The sequence below is a fragment of the Streptomyces sp. ISL-10 genome, from assembly GCF_018614575.1.
In the GTDB taxonomy this organism is placed as follows: Bacteria; Actinomycetota; Actinomycetes; order Streptomycetales; family Streptomycetaceae; genus Streptomyces.
In genome coordinates this window covers 35,095-54,379 of record NZ_JAGGOJ010000004.1, presented here as the reverse complement: position 1 = coordinate 54,379, position 19,285 = coordinate 35,095, and the positions used below count along the sequence as shown (strand labels likewise).

Sequence of the window (19,285 nt, the reverse complement as noted above, 5' to 3'; positions counted from 1 at the left end):
GCCACCAAAGGCGTACGCCCCCGGCGCTCGGGAGATCCTTCACGCCGGGGGCGTGCCACTGCCGGAACGGCGGCACGGTCAGTAGGCGCGGGCCACGATCGCGACAGTACCGGGCGCGTCGTCGGACTCGGGCACCGACCCGTCCTCCGCGACCAGGCAGCGTACGGACACTCCCTGCTCCGCGAGCGCGGCCTCGCCCTCCTGGCCCAGCGTGGCCCACGGGATGCGGGCCCAACCCCCCGCCGCTGCGGCCTCGGCGGCCTCCTCCAGCGTCGTCACCTCGCTGGTGCGGTCCTCGCGGCGCCTGCGGGACTGCTCCAGCAGGAGTGCCTGGTCGTCGTCGAGGACCTTCGGCAGGAGAGCGGGGAGCGACTCGATCCGCACCGGCTCCTTCCCCCCGGGGATACGGCGGGCCAGCATCGCGTTGTCCGCCTCAAGGTCCCGCGGGCCGATCTCGATCCGTACGGGCACGCCCTTGAGCTCCCAGTCCACCGCCCGGCGGCCGAAGGGCGTGTCCACCCGGTCGTCGACATGCACCCGCAGGCCGGCCGCCGTGAGCGTCTCGCCGATCTCGCGGACCTTGGCGACCGCCTCGTCGCCCTTGATCGCCATGACGACGACCTGGACCGCCGCGAGGCTCGGTGGCACGCGCAGCCCGTTGTCGTCACCGTGCGACATGATCAGCCCGCCGACCATCCGGGTCGAGGTGCCCCAGGAGGTCTGCCAGACCAGCTCCTGGTGGCCCTCCCTGGAGAGGTAGCGGGTGTTGAAGGCGGTGGCGAAGTTGGTGCCGAGCTCATGGCTCGTGCCCATCTGCAGCGCCTTGCCGTCTCCCATCATCCCTTCCAGGGTCAGGGTGTTGATCGCCCCGGCGAACCGCTCCCTGGGCGTCTTGCGGCCGAGCACGACGTCGATGCCGAGCACCTTGACCATGAAGTCCGCGTAGACCTCCCGGTGGATGTACGCGGCGTAGTCGCGGGCGTCCTCGTAGGTGGCGTGTGCGGTGTGGCCCTCCTGCCAGAGGAACTCCGTGGTGCGCAGGAACACCCGCGGCCGCATCTCCCAACGGACGACATTGGCCCACTGGTTGATCAGCAGCGGCAGGTCCCGGTAGCTCTGGACCCACTTGGAGAAGTAGTCGTTGATGATCGTCTCGGACGTCGGCCGCACCACGACGGGCTCTTCGAGCTCCTTGCCGCCGCCGTGGGTCACCACCGCGAGCTCGGGGGCGAAGCCCTCGACGTGCTCAGCTTCGCGAGTCAGGTAAGACTGGGGGATGAAGAGCGGAAAGTAGGCGTTCTGAGCGCCCGCGTTCTTGATACGGGCGTCCATCTCCTGCTGCATCCGCTCCCACAGGCCGTAGCCGTACGGCCGGATGACCATGGTGCCGCGCACTGGGCCGTTGTCCGCCAGTTCGGCCTTGTTGATCAGGTCCTGGTACCAGCGTGGGAAGTCCTCCGCCTGGGGCGTCAGGACAGGTGTCTTGGCCATGGCGCGCATGGTACGGCGGACGGGACCTGAGCGGGAATCGGCCAGGCCGGCCGGGGCGCACACCTCGGGCGCACAAGCAGTGCCGCACAACCCCTGGACGTGGGGGCGCACGCGCAGTTCCCTGACATACGGGGGGCGCGCGGCGAACGCACACGGGGGCTGTCCTTCAGGGCACAACCGACTCTCTCGGCGGAATGGGGCGTACAGATGACATCCACGCTCGTCCAGCACCGACCCCACGCGGCGTCGGCGACCTCTGCTCAGGCGTGCGAACGGGCCCGTGACTGGGCCGAGATCCAGGAACGGATGCTGGTCCCGCTGTACGAAGCCGTGTACGAGCGCCTGGAGGTCGGCGCGGGCTCGAGGGTGCTGGGCCTCGGCTGCGGATCGGGCCTGGCGCTGCTGATCGCCGCTGCGCGGGGCGCCGCGGTGAGCGGGACCGACACGGACCGCGAGCGGCTGGCCCTCGCGCGGGAGCGGATGGGTGTCCCCGGCTCCGCCGTGTCGGGTGCGCGCCTGTACGACGGCGAGGCCGGCGCGGCTGCGGATCCCGGGCGGCCCGCGTACAACCTGATCACGGTCTTCCAGCCGATCGGCTGCCGCGCCGGCGACGCGGACGGCCTCGGCCCGGCCCTGCGGGGCGCCGTCGGGCTCGCGGAGCGCGGCAGCGCCGTGGTGCTCACCGGCTGGGGCCCGCCGGAGCGGTGCGCCACCTCCGGGGTGCTCCGCGTGGCGGAGGGACATGCTGGGCGGACTCGGGCCGAGGGCGGACGCTGGCGGCCGGCCCTGCGTGACGACCTGGAGGACGTCGCCGCGCGCGCTGGGCTGCGGCCGGACGGATCGGGGCGGGTGGCGTGCCCCTTCGGCTACGCGGACGTGGACAGCGCTATACGCGGCCTGCTGTCGACGCGCCTGTACGACATGGCGGTGGCGGAGAGCGACCAGGCCCAGGTGGCGAAGGAGATCGGCGAGGCGCTGCACCCGCATGTGCGGCCCGACGGGACGGTCTGGATGCCGAACGTCTTCCGCTATCTGATCGCCCGCACACCCTGACCCCGGACGCCCCGCGTACGCGAAAGGGGCCCGCGACCGTTGGAAACGGCCATCCGGTCGCGGGCCCCTTCGCGTGACCAGGGCGTCAGCCCATGAACTTCTTGAACTCGTCCGGCAGTTCGAAGTCCTCGCCCGGCTGCCCGGCGGGCAGACCGAACGCGCCGCCCTGCTGGGCCTGCTCGCGGCGGGCCGCGGCCGCTGCCTCCTCGGCCTTGCGCTTCATCGGGTTGCCGCTCTTGCGCTTGCCCTTGGCCTGCTTCTGCTGCTTCTTCTGCCGGCCGGGACCGCCGCCCATGCCCGGGATGCCGGGCATGCCGGGCATCCCGCCGCCCTGGGCCATGCGCGACATCATCTTGCGGGCCTCGAAGAAGCGCTCGACCAGCGACTTGACCGCGCTGACCTCGACACCCGAGCCCTTGGCGATACGGGCGCGGCGCGAACCGTTGATGATCGTCGGGTCGTGGCGCTCGCCCGGGGTCATCGACTTGATGATCGCGGCCGTGCGGTCCACGTCGCGCTCGTCGATGTTGTTGATCTGATCCTTCATCTGCGCCATGCCGGGCAGCATGCCGAGCAGCTTGGAGATGGAGCCCATCTTGCGGACCTGCTCCATCTGGGCCAGGAAGTCGTCGAGAGTGAACTCCTTGCCCTTGCTGCTCGCCAGCTTGGAGGCCATCTTGGCGGCCTCTTCCTGGCTGAAGGTCTGCTCGGCCTTCTCGATCAGCGAGAGCATGTCGCCCATGCCGAGGATGCGGGACGCCATGCGGTCCGGGTGGAACGCGTCGAAGTCGTCCAGCTTCTCGCCGTTGGAGGCGAACATGATCTGCTTGCCGGTGACCTGCGCGATGGAGAGCGCGGCACCGCCTCGGGCGTCACCGTCCAGCTTGGACAGCACCACACCGTCGAAGCCGACGCCGTCGCGGAACGCCTCCGCTGTGTTGACGGCGTCCTGACCGATCATCGCGTCGACGACGAAGAGGATCTCGTCGGGACTGACGGCGTCGCGGATGTCCGCGGCCTGCTGCATCAGCTCCTCGTCGATACCGAGACGGCCGGCGGTGTCGACGATGACGATGTCGTACTGCTTGGTGCGCGCGTGCTCGATCGAGTCCTTGGCGACCTGGACCGGGTCGCCGGTCCCGTTGCCCGGCTGCGGCGCGTAGACGCCGACACCGGCGCGCTCGGCGACGACCGCGAGCTGGTTGACGGCGTTGGGGCGCTGGAGGTCGCAGGCGACGAGGAGCGGGGAGTGCCCCTGCCCCTTGAGCCAGAGACCGAGCTTTCCGGCCAGGGTGGTCTTACCGGCACCCTGCAGACCCGCGAGCATGATCACGGTCGGGGAGGTCTTGGCGAACCGCAGGCGGCGGGTCTCGCCGCCGAGGATGCCGATGAGCTCCTCGTTGACGATCTTGATGACCTGTTGGGCGGGGTTCAGCGCCTGGGAGACCTCGGTGCCGGTCGCGCGCTCCTTGACCTGCTTGATGAAGGAACGGACCACGGGGAGCGCGACATCCGCCTCGAGCAGCGCGATACGGATCTCACGTGCCGTGGCGTCGATGTCGGCCTCGCTGAGGCGGCCCTTGCCCCGGAGGTTCTTGAATGTCGCTGCAAGGCGGTCGGAGAGGGTATCGAACACGGCGGTCGCGGGTCCTCAAAGGTCGGAAGCGGGCGGTCGGTCGCCCACCAGGGTATCCGGCCGGGCAAGTACGCAGCAGACACGGGCATCGCCCGGCCGCCAACCCTCTAGGCGCGCAACGCGCTCTCCAGGGCCTGAGCCACCTGGGCGGCCTCGGACGGGGGCAGCGGAAGACCCTTCGGATCGGTGACGTAGAAGGCGTCCACCGCGTTCGCACCCAGCGTCGAGACGTGGGCACTGCGCACCCGTACCGCCGCGGTCTCCAGGGCGCGGCCGATGCGGTGCAGCAGTCCCGGGGCGTCCTGGGCGCGGACCTCGATGACCGTCGCACGACGTGAACCGGCCGGTGCGAGCGTGACCCGCGGCGGCGGTGCCGTGACGCCGCGCCGCCGGGGGTACGCGGCCTCGCGTTCGGCCAAGCGGCTTCGGATGTCCAGGGAGCCGTCCAGAGCGCGGACGAGATCGGCACGCAGCCGGGTGGCCTGCGGGAGCGAACCGTACTCGGCGGCCACGCGCCAGTCGAGAACGAGGACCGAGCCGTCGCCCAGTTCGGTCGGCAGCTCGATGGCGCGCAGGTCGGCCGCGCGGACGGTGAGCCGGTGCAGCGCGAGGACGCCGGCGACAGCGGGCAGGACGCCGGGCTGGTCGGGCAGGGCGATGAGCAGCTCCACGCCGACCGGTTCCGTCCCGCCCTCCTCCTGCGGTGTCGTTGCCTGGGCGTGCAGAGCGAGGACGGGCTCCCTGGTGCGCAGGGCCTCGACGGCGAGGCGTTCCTGTTCGGCGGTGGGTGCGGCGTCGTCCGGCTCGGGTGGGGGGTCGCCGGCGAGTACGGCGGTGACGCGGCGCACGAGGTCCGCGACCAGAGAGCCGCGCCAGGAGGACCAGGCCGCCGGCCCGGTCGCGAGGGCGTCGGCCTCGGTGAGGGCGTGCAGCAGCTCCAGGGTGCCGGCGGAGCCGACGAGGGAGGCGACGGAGGCGACGGTGGCCGGATCGTCCAGGTCGCGCCGGGTCGCGGTCTCGACGAGCAGCAGATGGTGGCGTACGAGGGTGGCGACGACCTCCACGTCTGCGCGGTCGAAGCCGATCCTGGCGGCGACGTCGCGGGCGATGGTCTCGCCGGCCACGGAGTGGTCGCCCGGCCAGCCCTTGCCGATGTCGTGGAGGAGTGCGGCGGCCAGGAGCAGGTCGGGACGGCCGACGCGGCGGGTCAGCGCGGACGCCTTGACCGCGGTCTCGACGAGATGGCGGTCGACGGTCCAGGTGTGCACGGCGTTGCGCTGCGGCCGGCAGCGCACCCGTTCCCAGTCGGGGATGAGCCTGGTGATCAGCCCTTCGGCCTCCAGTGCCTCCCAGACGGGGACGGTCGACTCCCCCGCGCCCAGCAGGGTGACGAGCTCCTCGCGGGCTTCCGCGGGCCAGGGCACCGGCAGCGGGCCCGCCGCCTGGGCTAGGCGTCGCACGGCGTGCCGGGAGACAGGCAGCCCCGACTGGGCGGCCGCGGCAGCGGCGCGCAGTGTCAGGACCGGGTCGCGGTCGGGCCGTGCGGTGCGGGCGAGCACGACCTCGCCGTCCTGCACGACGACGCCCTCGGCGAGCGGGGTGCGCTCGGGCTGGACGCTGCGCCCGCCGCTCAGCATCGCGCGCAGCCGGGGCCGTACGGCGCGGGACCTGAGCACGCGGCCCACCTCGCGCCAGGTGACGTCGGTGGCGTACGAGACGGTCCGGGCAGCCTCGTACACCTGGCGCAGCAGGGCGTCGGCGTCGAGCAGGCCCAGCTCGGCGGCGACCTGGTCCTGTTCCTGGAGGGCGAGGCGGTCGGTGGCGCGTCCGGTGGTCCGGTGGAGGGCGTCGCGGACGTCGAGCAGGGTGCGGCGGGCCTCTGCGAGGCCCTCGCGGGGTGCGTCGGCGAGCCAGGACGCGGCGACGGCGCGCAGCGCGGTGACGTCCCGCAGGCCGCCGCGCGCCTCTTTGAGGTCGGGTTCGAGGAGGTACTGAAGCTCGCCTTGGCGGGCGGCCCGTTCTCGGCACAGCTCGTCGAGTTCGGGCAGGCGCCTCGGCGCCTGGTTGCGCCAGTCCGCGAGGACGGCGGTGCGCAGGGAGGCCACGAGCCCCAGGTCGCCGGCCACGGCCCGTGCGTCGAGCAGGCCGAGTTGCACCTTCAGATCCTCGCCGGCGGTCCTGCGGGCCTCGGCGGGGGTGCGTACGGAGTGGTCCAGGGCGAGGCCCAGGTCCCAGATCGGGTACCAGATACGGTCCGCGACCGTGGCGACGGCCGCCGGGTCCGCGTTGCCGTCGTGCAGGAGCAGCAGGTCGAGATCGCTGCGCGGCGAGAGCTCGCCGCGGCCGTAGCCGCCGACGGCGACGAGTGCGGCGCCCCGCACCCCTGTCTCCAGGGCCGCGGTGGCGAAGAGGGCGGCCAGCCAGTCGTCCGTCAGCTTGGCGAGGGCCGCACGGCGCGGCGGCCCGGACCGCGCCTTCTCGTCGAGAAGGCGCAGCCGGGCCGCCGCATAGCCGCTGGGTCCCGAGTCTTCCGATTCACCGATCACGTCGAGGCTCACCCAGCAGCTCCTGTTTCGTCGTGGGGTCAGAGGGCGTCGGGGCCGCGCTCGCCCGTGCGGACCCGCACCGCGGTGTCGACCGGGACGCTCCAGACCTTGCCGTCACCGATCTTGCCGGTACGGGCGGCCTTGACGATCACATCCACGAGCTGTTCGGCGTCGTCGTCCTCGACCAGCACCTCGATGCGGATCTTGGGGACGAGGTCGACGGTGTACTCGGCGCCCCGGTAGACCTCGGTGTGGCCGCGCTGCCGGCCGTAGCCGCTGGCCTCCGTGACCGTGAGCCCCTGGACGCCGAAGGCCTGCAGGGCCTCCTTGATCTCGTCCAGCCGGTGCGGCTTCACGACTGCGGTGATGAGCTTCATGCGTCCACCTTCTTGTTCTCGGCTGCGGCTGCGACGGTGTCCGCGGGTGCGGGCGCGGCCTTGCGGGAGCCGGTACCCCCGCCCGCGCCGCTGAAGTCGTACGCGGTCTCGGCGTGCTCGACCTGGTCGATGCCGGAGACCTCGTCGTCCTCGTCGACCCTCATGCCGATCGTCTTGTCGAGGATGAAGGCGAGGACCGCGGAGACCACCAGAGAGTAGGCGAGGACCGCGAAGACACCGATGGCCTGCTTGCCCAGCTGGTCGAGTCCTCCGCCGTAGAAGAGGCCCTTGACGTCGGACTGGACACCGCCGGTGGCGAAGAGGCCGACGAGCAGGGAGCCGATGACACCGCCGACGAGGTGGACGCCGACGACGTCGAGGGAGTCGTCGTAGCCGAACCTGAACTTGAGACCGACGGCCATGGCGCACAGCAGACCGGCGATGGCACCGACCGCGATCGCGCCGAGCGGGGAGACGGCGCCGCCGGACGGGGTGATGGCGACCAGGCCGGCGACCGCGCCGGACGCGGCGCCGAGGGTGGTGAAGGCGCCGTGGCGGATCTTCTCGTAGATGAGCCAGGCGAGCATCGCGGCGGCGGTGGCGACCTGGGTGTTGACGAACATCACCGCGCCGACGCCGTCGTCGTTGCCGAGCCAGGAGCCCGCGTTGAAGCCGAACCACCCGAACCACAGGAGCCCGGCGCCGAGCATCACCAGCGGCAGGCTGTGCGGGCGCATCGGGTCCTTCTTGAATCCGACGCGCTTGCCGATGACCAGGATGACGCCGAGGGCAGCCGCACCGGCGTTGATGTGCACGGCCGTGCCGCCGGCGAAGTCGATGACACCCATCTCGAAGAGCCAGCCACCGGCGCCCCACACCCAGTGCGCGACCGGGAAGTACACCACGGTGGCCCACAGGGTGATGAACAGCGCCCACGCGGTGAACTTCACGCGGTCGGCGAGCGCACCGCTGATCAGGGCGGGTGTGATGATCGCGAACATCAGCTGGAAGACGGCGAAGACGTACACGGGGATCGTGTAGCCGTCCCACAGCTCGGTGATCCCGATTCCACTGAGGCCGACATAGTCGGAGCTCCAGCCGATGACGGAACCGGAGTCGGTGCCGAAGGCGAGGCTGAAGCCGTACAGCACCCAGAGGATGGTGACGATCCCGAGGCTGATGAAACTCATCATCAGCATGTTCAGGGTGCTCTTGACACGGACCATGCCTCCGTAGAAGAAGGCGAGACCAGGCGTCATGAGCATCACCAGGGCGGAACAGATGAGCATGAACCCTGTGTTGGCGGCAGACAGCTCGGGAGCGTCTGCGGCAAGGGTCGAGATGCCTGGGGGCATCGGCGTCTCCTCGTCGTCGTGCGGCCGCGTGCGGGCGGAGCCAGTGCGGTAAAGGCGGGCCGGTTATGCGCCATGAGGTTGGCGCAGCGCGGTTTCCACAAATGCCGCTCGATGTTTCGCGGCCGTGACGAAGAGGTCCGGGATGTTACGTCGCCATGAACGGGCTGATCGCCGCCGGGGCCGGTCGTATCATCTCGGCCAGCACAGGACCGGCCGCGACACTCACCCGAAGACCTGGCACAGGGGGAGCCGAGTCGGACAGTTCGGGGTGAGGGCCGCGGCCGGGGTACGAGGGCCGCAGGTCAGACCGCTTCGGCGGTCTCGGGCAGCTGGGCGGTGAGGCGGTCCGTGAAAAGGGCGACCTCGGGGACGTCGCCGTAGTCCCTGGCCGCCGTGTCGACGGTCTTGCGCAGCCGGGTGTTGACCCGCTCGGAGCGGACCTTCCTGGCGACGACGAGGGCCTGGTCGGCGAAGGCGGTGGCCTGCTCCGGCTCCTTCTTCAGCAGGTGCACGGTGGCCATGCCGATGAGGTTGAGTGCGTACGACCGCTGATGCTCGGTGTCCCGCGCGAAGAGCTCGACGGCCCGCTGCATGACCGGCTCGCTGAGCGAGGCGTAGGTCGGGCTGCGGCCCGCGACGTAGGCGAGGTCGCGGTAGGAGTGGGCGTTCTCGCCGTTGAGCTCGGCCTCGGTGAAGAAGCGGATCCAGTCCGGCTCCGGCTCGTCGTCGAGGCCGACGTCGGCGAAGGTGTCCTCGGCCATGCGCACGGCCCGCTTGCACTTGCTGGGCTGGCCCATGCCGGCGTAGGCGCGGGCCTCCATCGCATACAGCATGGCCTGGGTGCGGGAGGTGGCGCAGTCGCGGCTGCCGTACTGCGCGAGGTGGATGAGCTCCAGGGCGTCGTCGGGCCGGCCGAGGTGGATCATCTGGCGGCTCATCGAGGACAGGATGTACGAGCCGAGCGGCTTGTCGCCGGCCTCCTTTGAGGCGTGCAGGGCGAGGACGAAGTACTTCTGGGCGGTGGGCTGCAGTCCGACGTCGTAGCTCATCCAGCCGGCGAGCTCGGCGAGCTCGGCGGCGACCTTGAACAGCCGGCGCTCGGTGGCGGCGGGCTGGGGCTCCTGGAGCAGGTCGGTGACCTCGTGGAGCTGGCCGACGACCGCCTTGCGCCGCAGTCCGCCGCCGCACTGGGCGTCCCACTGGCGGAACATCGCGGTGGTGGACTCCAGCAGGTCGAGCTCGGGGCCGGACAGCCGGGCGTGCCTGCGCAGCGGGGTGGGCGGCTCCTGCCGTGCCGCTCCCTCCCCGGGGGTGGGCACGAGCCAGCGCTGCATCGGTTCGACGAGGGCGGGACCGGCTGCGAGGGCGAGCGAGGTGCCGAGGAAGCCTCGGCGGGCCAGCATCAGGTCGCTGCGGGAGAACTCGCTCAGCAGGGCGACGGTCTGTTCACCCGCCCAGGGCAGGTCGACACCGGAAACGGAGGGTGCCTGGTGAGCGGTGCGCAGTCCCAGGTCCTCGATGGCGACGACGCTGCCGAAGCGCTCGGAGAACAGCTCGGACAGGATGCGCGGGATCGGCTCGCGGGGCTGCTCGCCGTCCAGCCAGCGGCGCACCCGGGAGGTGTCCGTGCTGATGTGGTGTGCGCCCATCTGGCGCGCCCTGCGGTTCACCTGGCGCGCGAGCTCGCCCTTCGACCAGCCGCTGCGCACGAACCATGAGCTCAGCTGTTCGTTCGGGCGCTTGCCGGTGCTCGTACCGTCTGCGCCGCTGCCGCTCACTGGATTGCCCCCATCCGCCGGTGCCGTCTCACCCGAACCCCACCAGGATGCCGTGGGTCACGGCTGCCGGCGGTCCGCTTGCACACGGTCGCCCGGGAAGCCGCATTGCCCCTGGCATACCCACGCCCGTGCGCTGCAATTGCAGGTTCGTGCACTGAAAGTAATCCCACGATCACGTGTCAGCGGGTGGGATTGCAGAAAACGCCACCATTCGCCACCCCTCCGAGTGAAGCCACCTGCGGTCAGGCGCGATTCACTTGACACAGCACGATTCGGGGTGGCGCAGTGTCGCACGGGCAGGCGCGTGTCGCATGCCGCACTCCCCCGGACGCCATCACGCGCACGACGCCGACGGACGGCGACGGAGCGTCACCGAAGGGCTTCCGGTCGTAACCACCGGCGCGCTCGACCCGTTGGAGGGGGCATGGGCTTCACGATCGGCGGTACCCGGGGGATCAGTCAGATCCGGCCCGGCTCCCGGCGCCGCGGGCGCACGACGGAGGCCACCGCGGTGGCCGAGTACACCGGACTGTGGGGCTGGTCCGTGATTCCAGGAGCACGCGCCGCCGCCGGCCGCTGCTCCTGCGGCGACACGGGATGCGCCGCACCGGGCGCCCACCCCCTGGACTTCGCGCTGGAGGTCCCGCCCGGGGCCACCCTCGACGAGACCGCCAAAGCCTGGTCGGAGGTGCCGGGCGCCGCTCTGATGCTGCCTGTGGGCCGCACCTTCGACGTCCTCGACGTGGGCGCGCCGGCGGGCCGCCGGGCGCTGGTGCGCATGGAGCGCATGGGCCTGCGGCTCGGCCCTGTGTCGCAGACGCCGGAGGGCCGCTGCCAGTTCTTCGTCGCGCCGGGCGCAGCCGCCGGACTGCCGCGGCTGCTCTACCGGATGGGCTGGGACGACGCCGATCTGGACCTGCGCTGCCTGGGACCCGGCGACCACATCACCGCCCCGCCGTCCGACCGCGGCGGCCTCGGCCCGGTGCGGTGGCTGCGCGCTCCGTCCCTGGACACGGCGGCGGCACCGCCCGAGGCCCGGCTGCTGCTCGGCACACTGGCGTACATCTGCCACCGCAGCCGCTGAATTCCCGCCCGGCGCAGCCGGTGAGTTCTTGCCCGGCACACGCACAGGGGCCCGGCCGCTCACGACGCGGCCGGGCCCCTGCGACTGCCGGGATCAGTCCCCGATGAGTGCGTCGACGAAGGCCTCCGGCTCGAACGGGGCCAGGTCGTCCGCCCCCTCGCCCAGGCCGACGAGCTTCACCGGTACGCCCAGCTCCCGCTGGACCGCGACGACGATGCCGCCCTTGGCCGTGCCGTCCAGCTTGGTGAGCACGATGCCGGTGATGTCCACGACCTCCGCGAAGACGCGCGCCTGCACCAGTCCGTTCTGACCGGTCGTGGCGTCCAGCACCAGCAGGATCTCGTCCAGCGGAGCGTGCTTCTCCACGACGCGCTTGACCTTGCCGAGCTCGTCCATCAGGCCGGTCTTCGTGTGCAGCCTGCCCGCGGTGTCGATGAGCACGACGTCCGCGCCCTCGGCGATGCCCTCCTTGACCGCGTCGAACGCGATCGAGGCCGGGTCGCCGGCCTCGGGGCCGCGGATGGTGCGGGCGCCGACGCGCTCGCCCCAGGTCTGGAGCTGATCGGCGGCGGCGGCACGGAAGGTGTCGGCGGCACCGAGGACCACGGAGCGGCCGTCGGCCACGAGCACGCGGGCGAGTTTGCCGGTGGTGGTGGTCTTTCCTGTGCCGTTGACGCCGACGACCATGACGATGCCGGGGCTGTCGAGACCGCTCTCGGTCTTGACCACGCGGTCCATGTCGGTGCCGACCAGCGTGAGCAGCTCCTCGCGGAGGAGTTTGCGCAGTTCCTCGGGCGTACGGGTGCCCAGCACCTTCACGCGCTCGCGCAGGCGCTCGACGAGCTCCTGCGTCGGGGCGACGCCGACGTCCGCCGTCAGGAGGGTGTCCTCGATCTCCTCCCAGGTGTCCTCGTCGAGGTGCTCGCGCGACAGCAGCGTGAGCAGCCCCTTGCCGAGGGTGTTCTGGGAGCGGGCGAGGCGTGCGCGCAGCCGGACGAGCCGCCCGGCGGTCGGCTCGGGGATCTCGATCTCGGGCGCGACCGGCTCGGCGACGACCGGGTCCTCGACGGCGACCGGCGTCCCGACGGCCTCTTCGGCCGTCGGAAGGTCGACCTCCTCGATGGTGCGGCGGGCTTCGTCCCGCGGTGCCTCCGCCTCGTCGCCGACGTGCGGTTCGGCGGGCGGAGCAGTGATGGTCGGCGTGCTCGACGGTGCCGGGGGCGGCAGCTTCTTCTTGCGGCTGCTGACCACGAGCCCGCTGATCACGCCGATGGCGACCAGGGCGATGACTACAGCAAGGATGACGAATTCCATAACGCGTCCAGTATGCGCGACCGCCACGCTCCCGGTTCGCTCCGCTGCGCCGTGGGTCGCCGTGGCGGGCGGGTCGGCCATCCGGCCCCCGGGTTCGCGCCGTGGACGGCCCCCAATCCACTCGGGGCCGAGGCGGGGGCGGCTCGGGATCCGCTCGGCATCGAGGCGGGAACGGCCAGAGTTTCGCGGTGGGGACGGCCCGGGATCCGCGGCGGGGGCCGGTCCGCCCCCTGTTCACCTGACGCCGCGTCAGCTACCGTCCCCTTCGCCATGCCCACATCCGGCGGAGGGGACGACCCATGGCCTTCACGGTGGCCCGGTTCAACCTGGTGGAGCCCGACGCGACACCCGACACGCTCGCCGCCCGCTACCGCGCGGCCCTGGAGATGGCCGCGTACGCCGACGACCGCGGCATCGACACCATCCAGACCGAGGAGCACCACGGGGCCGCGAACAACTGGCTGCCCTCGCCCTTCGTCCTCGCCGGCGCGATCCTCGGCACCACCCGCCGTATCGCCGTCACCGTCTCCGCCGCCATCGGGCCGCTGCACGATCCGCTGCGCCTGGCCGAGGACATCGCCGTGCTCGACCTGCTCGGCAGGGGCCGGCTCGTCACGGTCGCCGGAATCGGCTACCGGCCGGAGGAGTACGAGCGGGCGGGGGTGGACTGGGACAGGCGCGGCGCGCTCCAGGACGAGCTGCTCGAGACGCTGCTCGCCGCGTGGACCGGTGAGGAGTTCGCGTACCGCGGACGCACGGTGCGCGTCACGCCCCGTCCGTACACGCAGCCGCATCCGCTGCTGCTGGTCGGCGGTTCGTCACGGGCCGCCGCCCGCCGGGCGGCGCGCCTGGGCCTGCCGTTCTTCCCGAGCGCGCATCTGCCGGAGCTGGAGGCGTACTACCACCAGCGGCGGGTCGAGCACGGCACCGAGGGCTTCTGCATGATGCCCGCCAGGAGCACGCCGCTGCTGCACATCGCCGAGGACCCGGACCGGGCGTGGGCGCTGTACGGGGAGCACTTCCTGCACGAGGCGCGCACATACGCGTCCTGGCAGTCCAAGGACATCCGCTCCGCGGTGCGCTCCACCGCGGACACGGTGGAGGGGCTTCGGCAGGAGGGCGTCTACCGGATCGTCACCCCGGAGCAGTGTGTGGGCCTGGACGCGGACAGCCTGGTGCTGCATCCGCTGTGCGGCGGGCTGCCGGTGGACGAGGGCTGGCGGAGCCTGCAGCTGATGTGCGAAGACGTACTGCCCCGGCTCACGCGCTGAGCCGGGGCAGTTTCCGTGGTGAGGAGAGGGGCAGCGGGGATTAGCCCATCTCCTCCAACGCCTTGCCCTTCGTCTCCCTGACGTACCTGAGCACGAACGGGATCGAGAGCACGGCGAAGACCGTGTAGATGATGTAGGTGCCGGAGAGGTTCCAGTCGGCGAGGCTCGGGAAGCTCGCGGTGATGGCCCAGTTGGCGATCCACTGGGCCGAGGCGGCGACGCCGAGTGCGGCGGCGCGGATCCTGTTCGGGAACATCTCGCCGAGGAAGACCCACACCACGACGCCCCAGGACAGGGCGAAGAAGAGCACGAAGACGTGGGCGGCGATCAGGGCGACGACGCCCTGGGTCTCCGGGAGCTTGCCGCCCACGAGGTCGGCGGAGAAGGCCCATGCCTCGAAGGCGAGCGCGATCGCCATACCGGCGGAGCCGATGAGTGCGAGCGGCCGGCGGCCGATCCGGTCGACCAGGACCATCGCGATCACGGTGCCGACGATGTTGATGATCGACGTGGTGAACGAGTAGAAGAACGAGCTGGACGGGTCGACGCCCACCGACTGCCACAGCGTCGCGGAGTAGTAGAAGGCGACGTTGATGCCGACGAGCTGCTGGAAGACCGAGAGCCCGATGCCGATCCAGACGATGGGCAGGAAGCCGAAGCGGCTGCCGAGCAGGTCCTTGAAGGTCGACTTGTGCTCGCGGCGCATCGCGAGGTCGATCTCCTCGACCCGGGCGTCGAGGTCGACGTTCTTGCCCTCCACCTCGGCGAGGACCGCCCTGGCCCTGTCGGTCCTGCCGACGGAGATCAAAAAGCGCGGCGACTCGGGGATCACGAAGGAGAGCAGGCCGTAGAGCACGGCCGGGACGACCATGACGCCGAGCATCCACTGCCAGGCCTCGAGCCCGCCGATCTCACCGCGCTGCTCACCGTCGGCGAGCTGCAGGATGCCGTAGTTGACCAGCTGGGAGACGGCGATGCCGATGACGATCGCGGCCTGCTGGAAGGAGGCGAGCCTGCCGCGGTACGCGGGCGGGGAGACCTCCGCGATGTAGGCGGGACCGATGACGGACGCCATACCGATGGCGAAGCCGCCGACGACGCGCCACAGGGCGAGGTCCCACAGGGTGAACGGGACGGCGGAGCCGACGGCGCTGACGGTGAAGAGCGTGGCCGCGATCTGCATGCAGCGGATGCGGCCGATGCGGTCGGCGATACGGCCCGCGGTCGCGGCGCCGATGGCACAGCCGATCAGGGCGACGGCGATGACCTGGGCGAGCGTCCCCGAGCCGATGTCGTAGCGGTCCCGGATTGCCTCGACGGCGCCGTTGATGACGGAGCTGTCGTAGCCGAAGAGGAAACCGCCCATCGCGGCGGCCGCCGCGATGAAGACGACATGCCCGAGGTGTTCGGGGTGGGCCTCGCGGGCACCCGATGCCGGCGGGGGCTGCGCTGTGCTGGTCACGTGTACTCCTGGGGCCGTCCGGCGGGCGTCGCCGGGCGTGGGGGGCGAGCCCTTCAAGTGGCGCACAGGTTCTGCGCGCCCACCACTTGAAGGTAAAAGCAACGTTGCAGAGACTATTCCTTCAAGTTTCGAAGTCAAGAGGAGAGGTTGCACCGATCCGGGACCAGGGAAGTTGTCTTGAGTTCAAGTTTTGAAGGTTTTGTAACGGCTAGGCGCTCGTACGACGCATGCCCTCCCGGCACGGCCCGTCAGCGCAGCCGCTGACTGATGACCTTGGAGACGCCGTCGCCCTGCATGGAGACGCCGTACAGCGCGTCCGCGACCTCCATGGTCCGCTTCTGGTGCGTGATGACGATCAGCTGGGAGCTCTCCTGGAGCTCCTGCATGATGCGGATCAGCCGCTGCAGATTGGTGTCGTCGAGCGCGGCCTCGACCTCGTCCATGACGTAGAACGGGCTCGGCCGGGCCTTGAAGATCGACACCAGCATCGCCACGGCCGTCAGTGACCGCTCACCGCCGGACAGCAGGGACAGCCGCTTGACCTTCTTGCCGGGCGGGCGGGCCTCGACGTCCACGCCGGTGGTGAGCATGTTGTCGGGATCGGTCAGCACGAGCCGTCCCTCGCCGCCGGGGAAGAGCCGGGAGAAGACCCCCTCGAACTCGCGGGCGGTGTCCCGGAACGCCTCGGTGAAGACCTGCTCCACCCGCTCGTCGACCTCCTTCACGACCTGGAGCAGGTCGGCCCGGGTCTTCTTCAGGTCCTCGAGCTGCTCGGAGAGGAACTTGTGCCGGTCCTCCAACGCCGAGAACTCCTCCAGCGCCAGCGGGTTCACCTTTCCGAGCTGCTGGTACGCCCGTTCGGTGGCCCTCAGCCGCTTCTCCTGCTCCGCGCGCACGAACGGCTTCGGCTGGTTGCGCGGATGTTCCGGGTCCTCGGGCAGATCTTCGCCCTCAGCGGGCGGGGAGGGCGGCACGAGCTGGTCGGGTCCGTACTCGGCGACGAGCCCCGCCGGTTCCACGCCGAGCTCTTCCAGTGCCCTGCTCTCCAGCTGCTCCATCCGCAGCCGCTTCTCCGCGCCCAGCACCTCTCCCCGGTGCACCGAGTCGGTCAGCTTGTCCAGCTCGCCCTTGAGATCGCGTCCTTCGTTACGGGCGGCCGCGAGCTCCCGCTCGCGCTCCGCCTTGGCCGCCTCCGCGGACGCGCGTTCCGCCTCGGCCCGCACCAGCGACACCTCGACGTGCGCCAGCAGCTGCCGGGCGCCGCTCGCGACGGCCGCGGCGACCTCGGCCTCGTGGCGCAGGCGGGCGCGCCGCTGCTCGGCCCGCGCCCGCGCCTCGCGCTCGGCGCGTGCGCCCCGGTCGAGGGCGTCGGCCCGGCCGGCGAGGCCCTTGACCCGCTCCTCGTGCGTACGGACCTGGAGGCGCGCCTCCATCTCGGTCTGACGCGCGTTGGCCCCGTCCGCGGCGAGTCGGTCCCGCACATGCGTGTCGGGCTCCTCCTCGACGGGGGTCTCCTCCGCGACGAGCAGCCGCTCGGCCAGCTCCTCGGCCTCCTCGGCCGACCGCTCCAGCGCCTCCTGGGCCCGGGCGGCAGCCGCGCCGGCCCGCTCGGCCTCGCCCGCGGCGCCACGCGCCTGTCCGGCGAGGCGGCCCAGCTGCCCGGACACGGCCGACTTCTCCCGCTCGGCGGCGCGCCTGCGCTCCCCCAGCTCCTCGACGGCCGCGGCACATGCGCCGCGTCGTGCGGCGGCGTGCTGCTGGGTGGCGGTCAGCTCCTCGCACTGCGCGTCGAGCCGTTCGAGCTCGGCGGCGGCCTCGTCGACGGACGCCTGCACCTCGAGCAGACTCGGCGCCCCGGCCGACCCGCCCTGCGCGAAGTGCGCGCCGAGCACGTCACCTTCGCCGGTGACGGCGATCAGGCCGGGATGTGTGTATACGACGTCTTCGGCGTCCTCCAGCGTCCCGACGACGACGACATCGCGCAGCAACCGCCGCACAGCGCCCATCAGTTCGTCGGGGCCGTGCACCAGACCGGCGGCGTACGGATGCCCGGACGGGCCGTTGCCCCGCAGGTCCGGGCCCTGTCCTGCTCCCGTCGCGTCGGCCAGGAGCAGTGCCGCGCGTCCTCCGTCCTCCTTGCGCAGCAGCCGGATCGCCTCCGCGGCCGTGGCCGGGTCGGCCACGACCACCGCGTCGGCGGCGGCCCCCAGCGCCGCGGCCACCGGGATCTCGTGGCCGGGGGTCACGGTGAGCAGTTGTGCGGCCGGTCCGAGGAGCCCTTCGACGCGGTCCCGCGCGGCGAGCAGTGCGCCCGTACCGTCCTTGCGGCGCAGACCCAGCGCGAGTGCCTCGCGCCGGGCCGCGACCGCCGCACGCTTGCGCTCGGCGCCGGTGAGGGCCTCGCGAGCAGCGCTCAGTGCGGCCTCGGCGTCGGACAGTTCACGACGGGCGGCGTCATGCTGTTCTGCGAGGGCCGAGTCGTCCGCTTCCAGGCCGTCGACCTCGGCCTTGAGCTGCTCGTACTCCTCCTGAGCAGCGGCGGCCCGCTCCTGGGCCTCGTCTCGTGCGGCGGCGAGACGGTCGATCTCGGCCTGCGCCGATGCCGCTCGGGACCGGGCCGCGTTGACCTGTCCGCTCAGCCGGGCCAGCCCCTCGCGCCGGTCGGCGATGGCGCGGGCGACGTCCTTGAGCCGGCGTTCCTCGAGCGTGAGCTGCCGCTCCAGCTCGGCGCGGTGCGCGACCGTGTCCTCCAGCGCCCGCTCGGCGGCCTCCAGCGCGGCTTCCAGTTCCGCTTCCTGCTCCCGGATACGGGCGGCCTCGCGCTCCATGTCCTCCGGGTCGCGACCGCGCCGCTCCTCCGCGGGCTGGGCGGTGGCGCTCTTGACCCGGGCGTCGGCGAGCGAGATCGTGCCCCGCACCCGTTCGGCGAGCTGTGAGAGTTCGTACCAGTTCTGCTGGGCGCGCTGGAGACGGGGGGCGAGGCGTCGCACCTCGTCCTCCAGTTCGGCCTCGCGGGCGACGGCTGCCTTCAGCCGCGCCTCGGCCTCTTCCTTGCGCTGCTTGAGGGCGGCCTCGTCGGCGATCTCGGCGCGCAAGGCCTCGCGGAGGGTGACGAGGTCGTCGGCGAGCAGGCGCAGGCGGGCATCGCGCAGGTCGGCCTGGATGACGGCGGCGCGGCGGGCGACGGCGGCCTGGCGGCCGAGGGGTTTGAGCTGGCGGCGCAGTTCGTCGGTGAGGTCCTGCACCCGGGCGAGGTTGGCCTGCATGGCATCGAGCTTGCGCAGCGCCTTCTCCTTGCGCTTGCGGTGCTTGAGGACGCCCGCGGCCTCCTCGATGAATGCCCGGCGGCCCATGGGATCAGCGTGCAGGACCGAGTCCAGCTGGCCCTGACCGACGATGACATGCATCTCGCGGCCGATACCGGAGTCGGACAGCAACTCCTGGATGTCCAGCAGCCGGCAGGTGTCCCCGTTGATCTGGTATTCGCTGCCGCCGTTGCGGAACATGATCCGCGTGATGGTGACCTCGGCGTACTCGATGGGCAGGGCGCCGTCGGAGTTGTCGATGGTGAGGGAGACCTCGGCACGGCCCAGCGGCGGCCTGCCGGTCGTCCCGGCGAAGATGACGTCCTCCATCTTGCCGCCGCGCAGCGACTTGGCCCCCTGCTCCCCCATGACCCAGGAGAGCGCGTCCACCACATTGGACTTTCCGGAGCCGTTGGGGCCGACGACGCAGGTGATCCCCGGCTCGAAGCGCAGCGTCGTGGCGGACGCGAAGGATTTGAACCCGCGGAGGGTCATGGCCTTGAGGTGCACGCCGCCGGACTCTACCTTTCGCTCGCGGTTTCGCCTCTGAAGGCGCAGGGCACATCAGACGGTAAAGGAAGCATGTACAGGGCGGGGACGGGGAGAGGCGGGG

12 protein-coding genes are annotated in these 19,285 nt (G+C 71.6%); 3 read left to right on the top strand and 9 right to left on the bottom strand.

The genetic code is table 11. The features are described 5' to 3' along the window. Positions 1-78: 78 nt before the first annotated feature. Positions 79-1,491 (bottom strand): proline--tRNA ligase, encoded by a 1,413-nt coding sequence (proS, locus tag J7E88_RS04705; RefSeq protein WP_215177596.1) that lies wholly within the window; start codon positions 1,489-1,491, stop codon positions 79-81. Positions 1,492-1,698: 207 nt separating this feature from the next. On the opposite strand from proS, the gene J7E88_RS04700 reads away from it, so the two are divergent. Then, entirely contained in the window at positions 1,699-2,544 is an 846-nt protein-coding gene (locus J7E88_RS04700; protein ID WP_215177595.1) for an SAM-dependent methyltransferase, read from the top strand. An 85-nt stretch (positions 2,545-2,629) separates the two neighbouring features. Here J7E88_RS04700 and ffh read toward each other — a convergent pair whose 3' ends face one another. The 5 genes from ffh to J7E88_RS04675 all read right to left on the bottom strand — a co-directional run bounded on the left by ffh (position 2,630) and on the right by J7E88_RS04675 (position 10,236). Beyond that, the gene (gene ffh, locus J7E88_RS04695) at positions 2,630-4,180 is read right to left on the bottom strand and encodes a signal recognition particle protein (RefSeq protein WP_215177594.1); all 1,551 of its coding nucleotides are present in this window, start codon (positions 4,178-4,180) and stop codon (positions 2,630-2,632) included. Between the two features lie 107 nt (positions 4,181-4,287). Further along, positions 4,288-6,738 (bottom strand): [protein-PII] uridylyltransferase, encoded by a 2,451-nt coding sequence (locus tag J7E88_RS04690; protein WP_308307287.1) that lies wholly within the window; start codon positions 6,736-6,738, stop codon positions 4,288-4,290. Between the two features lie 26 nt (positions 6,739-6,764). Next, on the bottom strand, positions 6,765-7,103 hold the full coding sequence (locus tag J7E88_RS04685; RefSeq protein WP_005311372.1) for a P-II family nitrogen regulator: 339 nt from the start codon (positions 7,101-7,103) through the stop codon (positions 6,765-6,767). Next, positions 7,100-8,458: an ammonium transporter gene (locus J7E88_RS04680; RefSeq protein ID WP_215177593.1), complete on the bottom strand. Its 1,359-nt coding sequence runs from the start codon at positions 8,456-8,458 to the stop codon at positions 7,100-7,102. Before J7E88_RS04680 ends, J7E88_RS04685 begins: the two co-directional genes overlap by 4 nt. 302 nt (positions 8,459-8,760) lie before the next feature. Further along, complete coding sequence (locus J7E88_RS04675; protein WP_215177592.1) at positions 8,761-10,236, bottom strand: hypothetical protein; 1,476 nt, start codon at positions 10,234-10,236, stop codon at positions 8,761-8,763. Positions 10,237-10,660: 424 nt separating this feature from the next. Here J7E88_RS04675 and J7E88_RS04670 point away from each other — a divergent pair, with 424 nt between their 5' ends. Continuing rightward, positions 10,661-11,320 (top strand): bifunctional DNA primase/polymerase, encoded by a 660-nt coding sequence (locus J7E88_RS04670; RefSeq protein ID WP_215177591.1) that lies wholly within the window; start codon positions 10,661-10,663, stop codon positions 11,318-11,320. A 93-nt stretch (positions 11,321-11,413) separates the two neighbouring features. On the opposite strand, the gene ftsY is transcribed toward J7E88_RS04670, so the two are convergent. Next, positions 11,414-12,634, bottom strand: coding sequence for a signal recognition particle-docking protein FtsY (gene ftsY, locus J7E88_RS04665; protein WP_215177590.1), 1,221 nt, complete (start codon positions 12,632-12,634; stop codon positions 11,414-11,416). A 299-nt stretch (positions 12,635-12,933) separates the two neighbouring features. Between ftsY and J7E88_RS04660 the strand changes: the two genes are divergently transcribed. Beyond that, the gene (locus tag J7E88_RS04660; RefSeq protein WP_215177588.1) at positions 12,934-13,905 is read left to right on the top strand and encodes an LLM class flavin-dependent oxidoreductase; all 972 of its coding nucleotides are present in this window, start codon (positions 12,934-12,936) and stop codon (positions 13,903-13,905) included. 40 nt (positions 13,906-13,945) lie between these two features. Here J7E88_RS04660 and J7E88_RS04655 read toward each other — a convergent pair whose 3' ends face one another. Both J7E88_RS04655 and smc read right to left on the bottom strand, forming a co-directional pair. Further along, the gene (locus J7E88_RS04655; RefSeq protein WP_215177586.1) at positions 13,946-15,367 is read right to left on the bottom strand and encodes a sugar porter family MFS transporter; all 1,422 of its coding nucleotides are present in this window, start codon (positions 15,365-15,367) and stop codon (positions 13,946-13,948) included. 248 nt (positions 15,368-15,615) lie between these two features. Next, the gene (gene smc / locus J7E88_RS04650; RefSeq protein ID WP_215177584.1) at positions 15,616-19,182 is read right to left on the bottom strand and encodes a chromosome segregation protein SMC; all 3,567 of its coding nucleotides are present in this window, start codon (positions 19,180-19,182) and stop codon (positions 15,616-15,618) included. Positions 19,183-19,285: the final 103 nt, after the last annotated feature.

Coding starts and splice junctions, on each gene's coding strand:
- proS (WP_215177596.1), bottom strand. CDS start 1,491: ATGGCCAAGACACCTGTCCTGACGCCCCAGGCGGAGGACTTCCCACGC.
- J7E88_RS04700 (WP_215177595.1), top strand. CDS start 1,699: ATGACATCCACGCTCGTCCAGCACCGACCCCACGCGGCGTCGGCGACC.
- J7E88_RS04685 (WP_005311372.1), bottom strand. CDS start 7,103: ATGAAGCTCATCACCGCAGTCGTGAAGCCGCACCGGCTGGACGAGATC.
- J7E88_RS04680 (WP_215177593.1), bottom strand. CDS start 8,458: ATGCCCCCAGGCATCTCGACCCTTGCCGCAGACGCTCCCGAGCTGTCT.
- J7E88_RS04670 (WP_215177591.1), top strand. CDS start 10,661: ATGGGCTTCACGATCGGCGGTACCCGGGGGATCAGTCAGATCCGGCCC.
- ftsY (WP_215177590.1), bottom strand. CDS start 12,634: ATGGAATTCGTCATCCTTGCTGTAGTCATCGCCCTGGTCGCCATCGGC.
- J7E88_RS04660 (WP_215177588.1), top strand. CDS start 12,934: ATGGCCTTCACGGTGGCCCGGTTCAACCTGGTGGAGCCCGACGCGACA.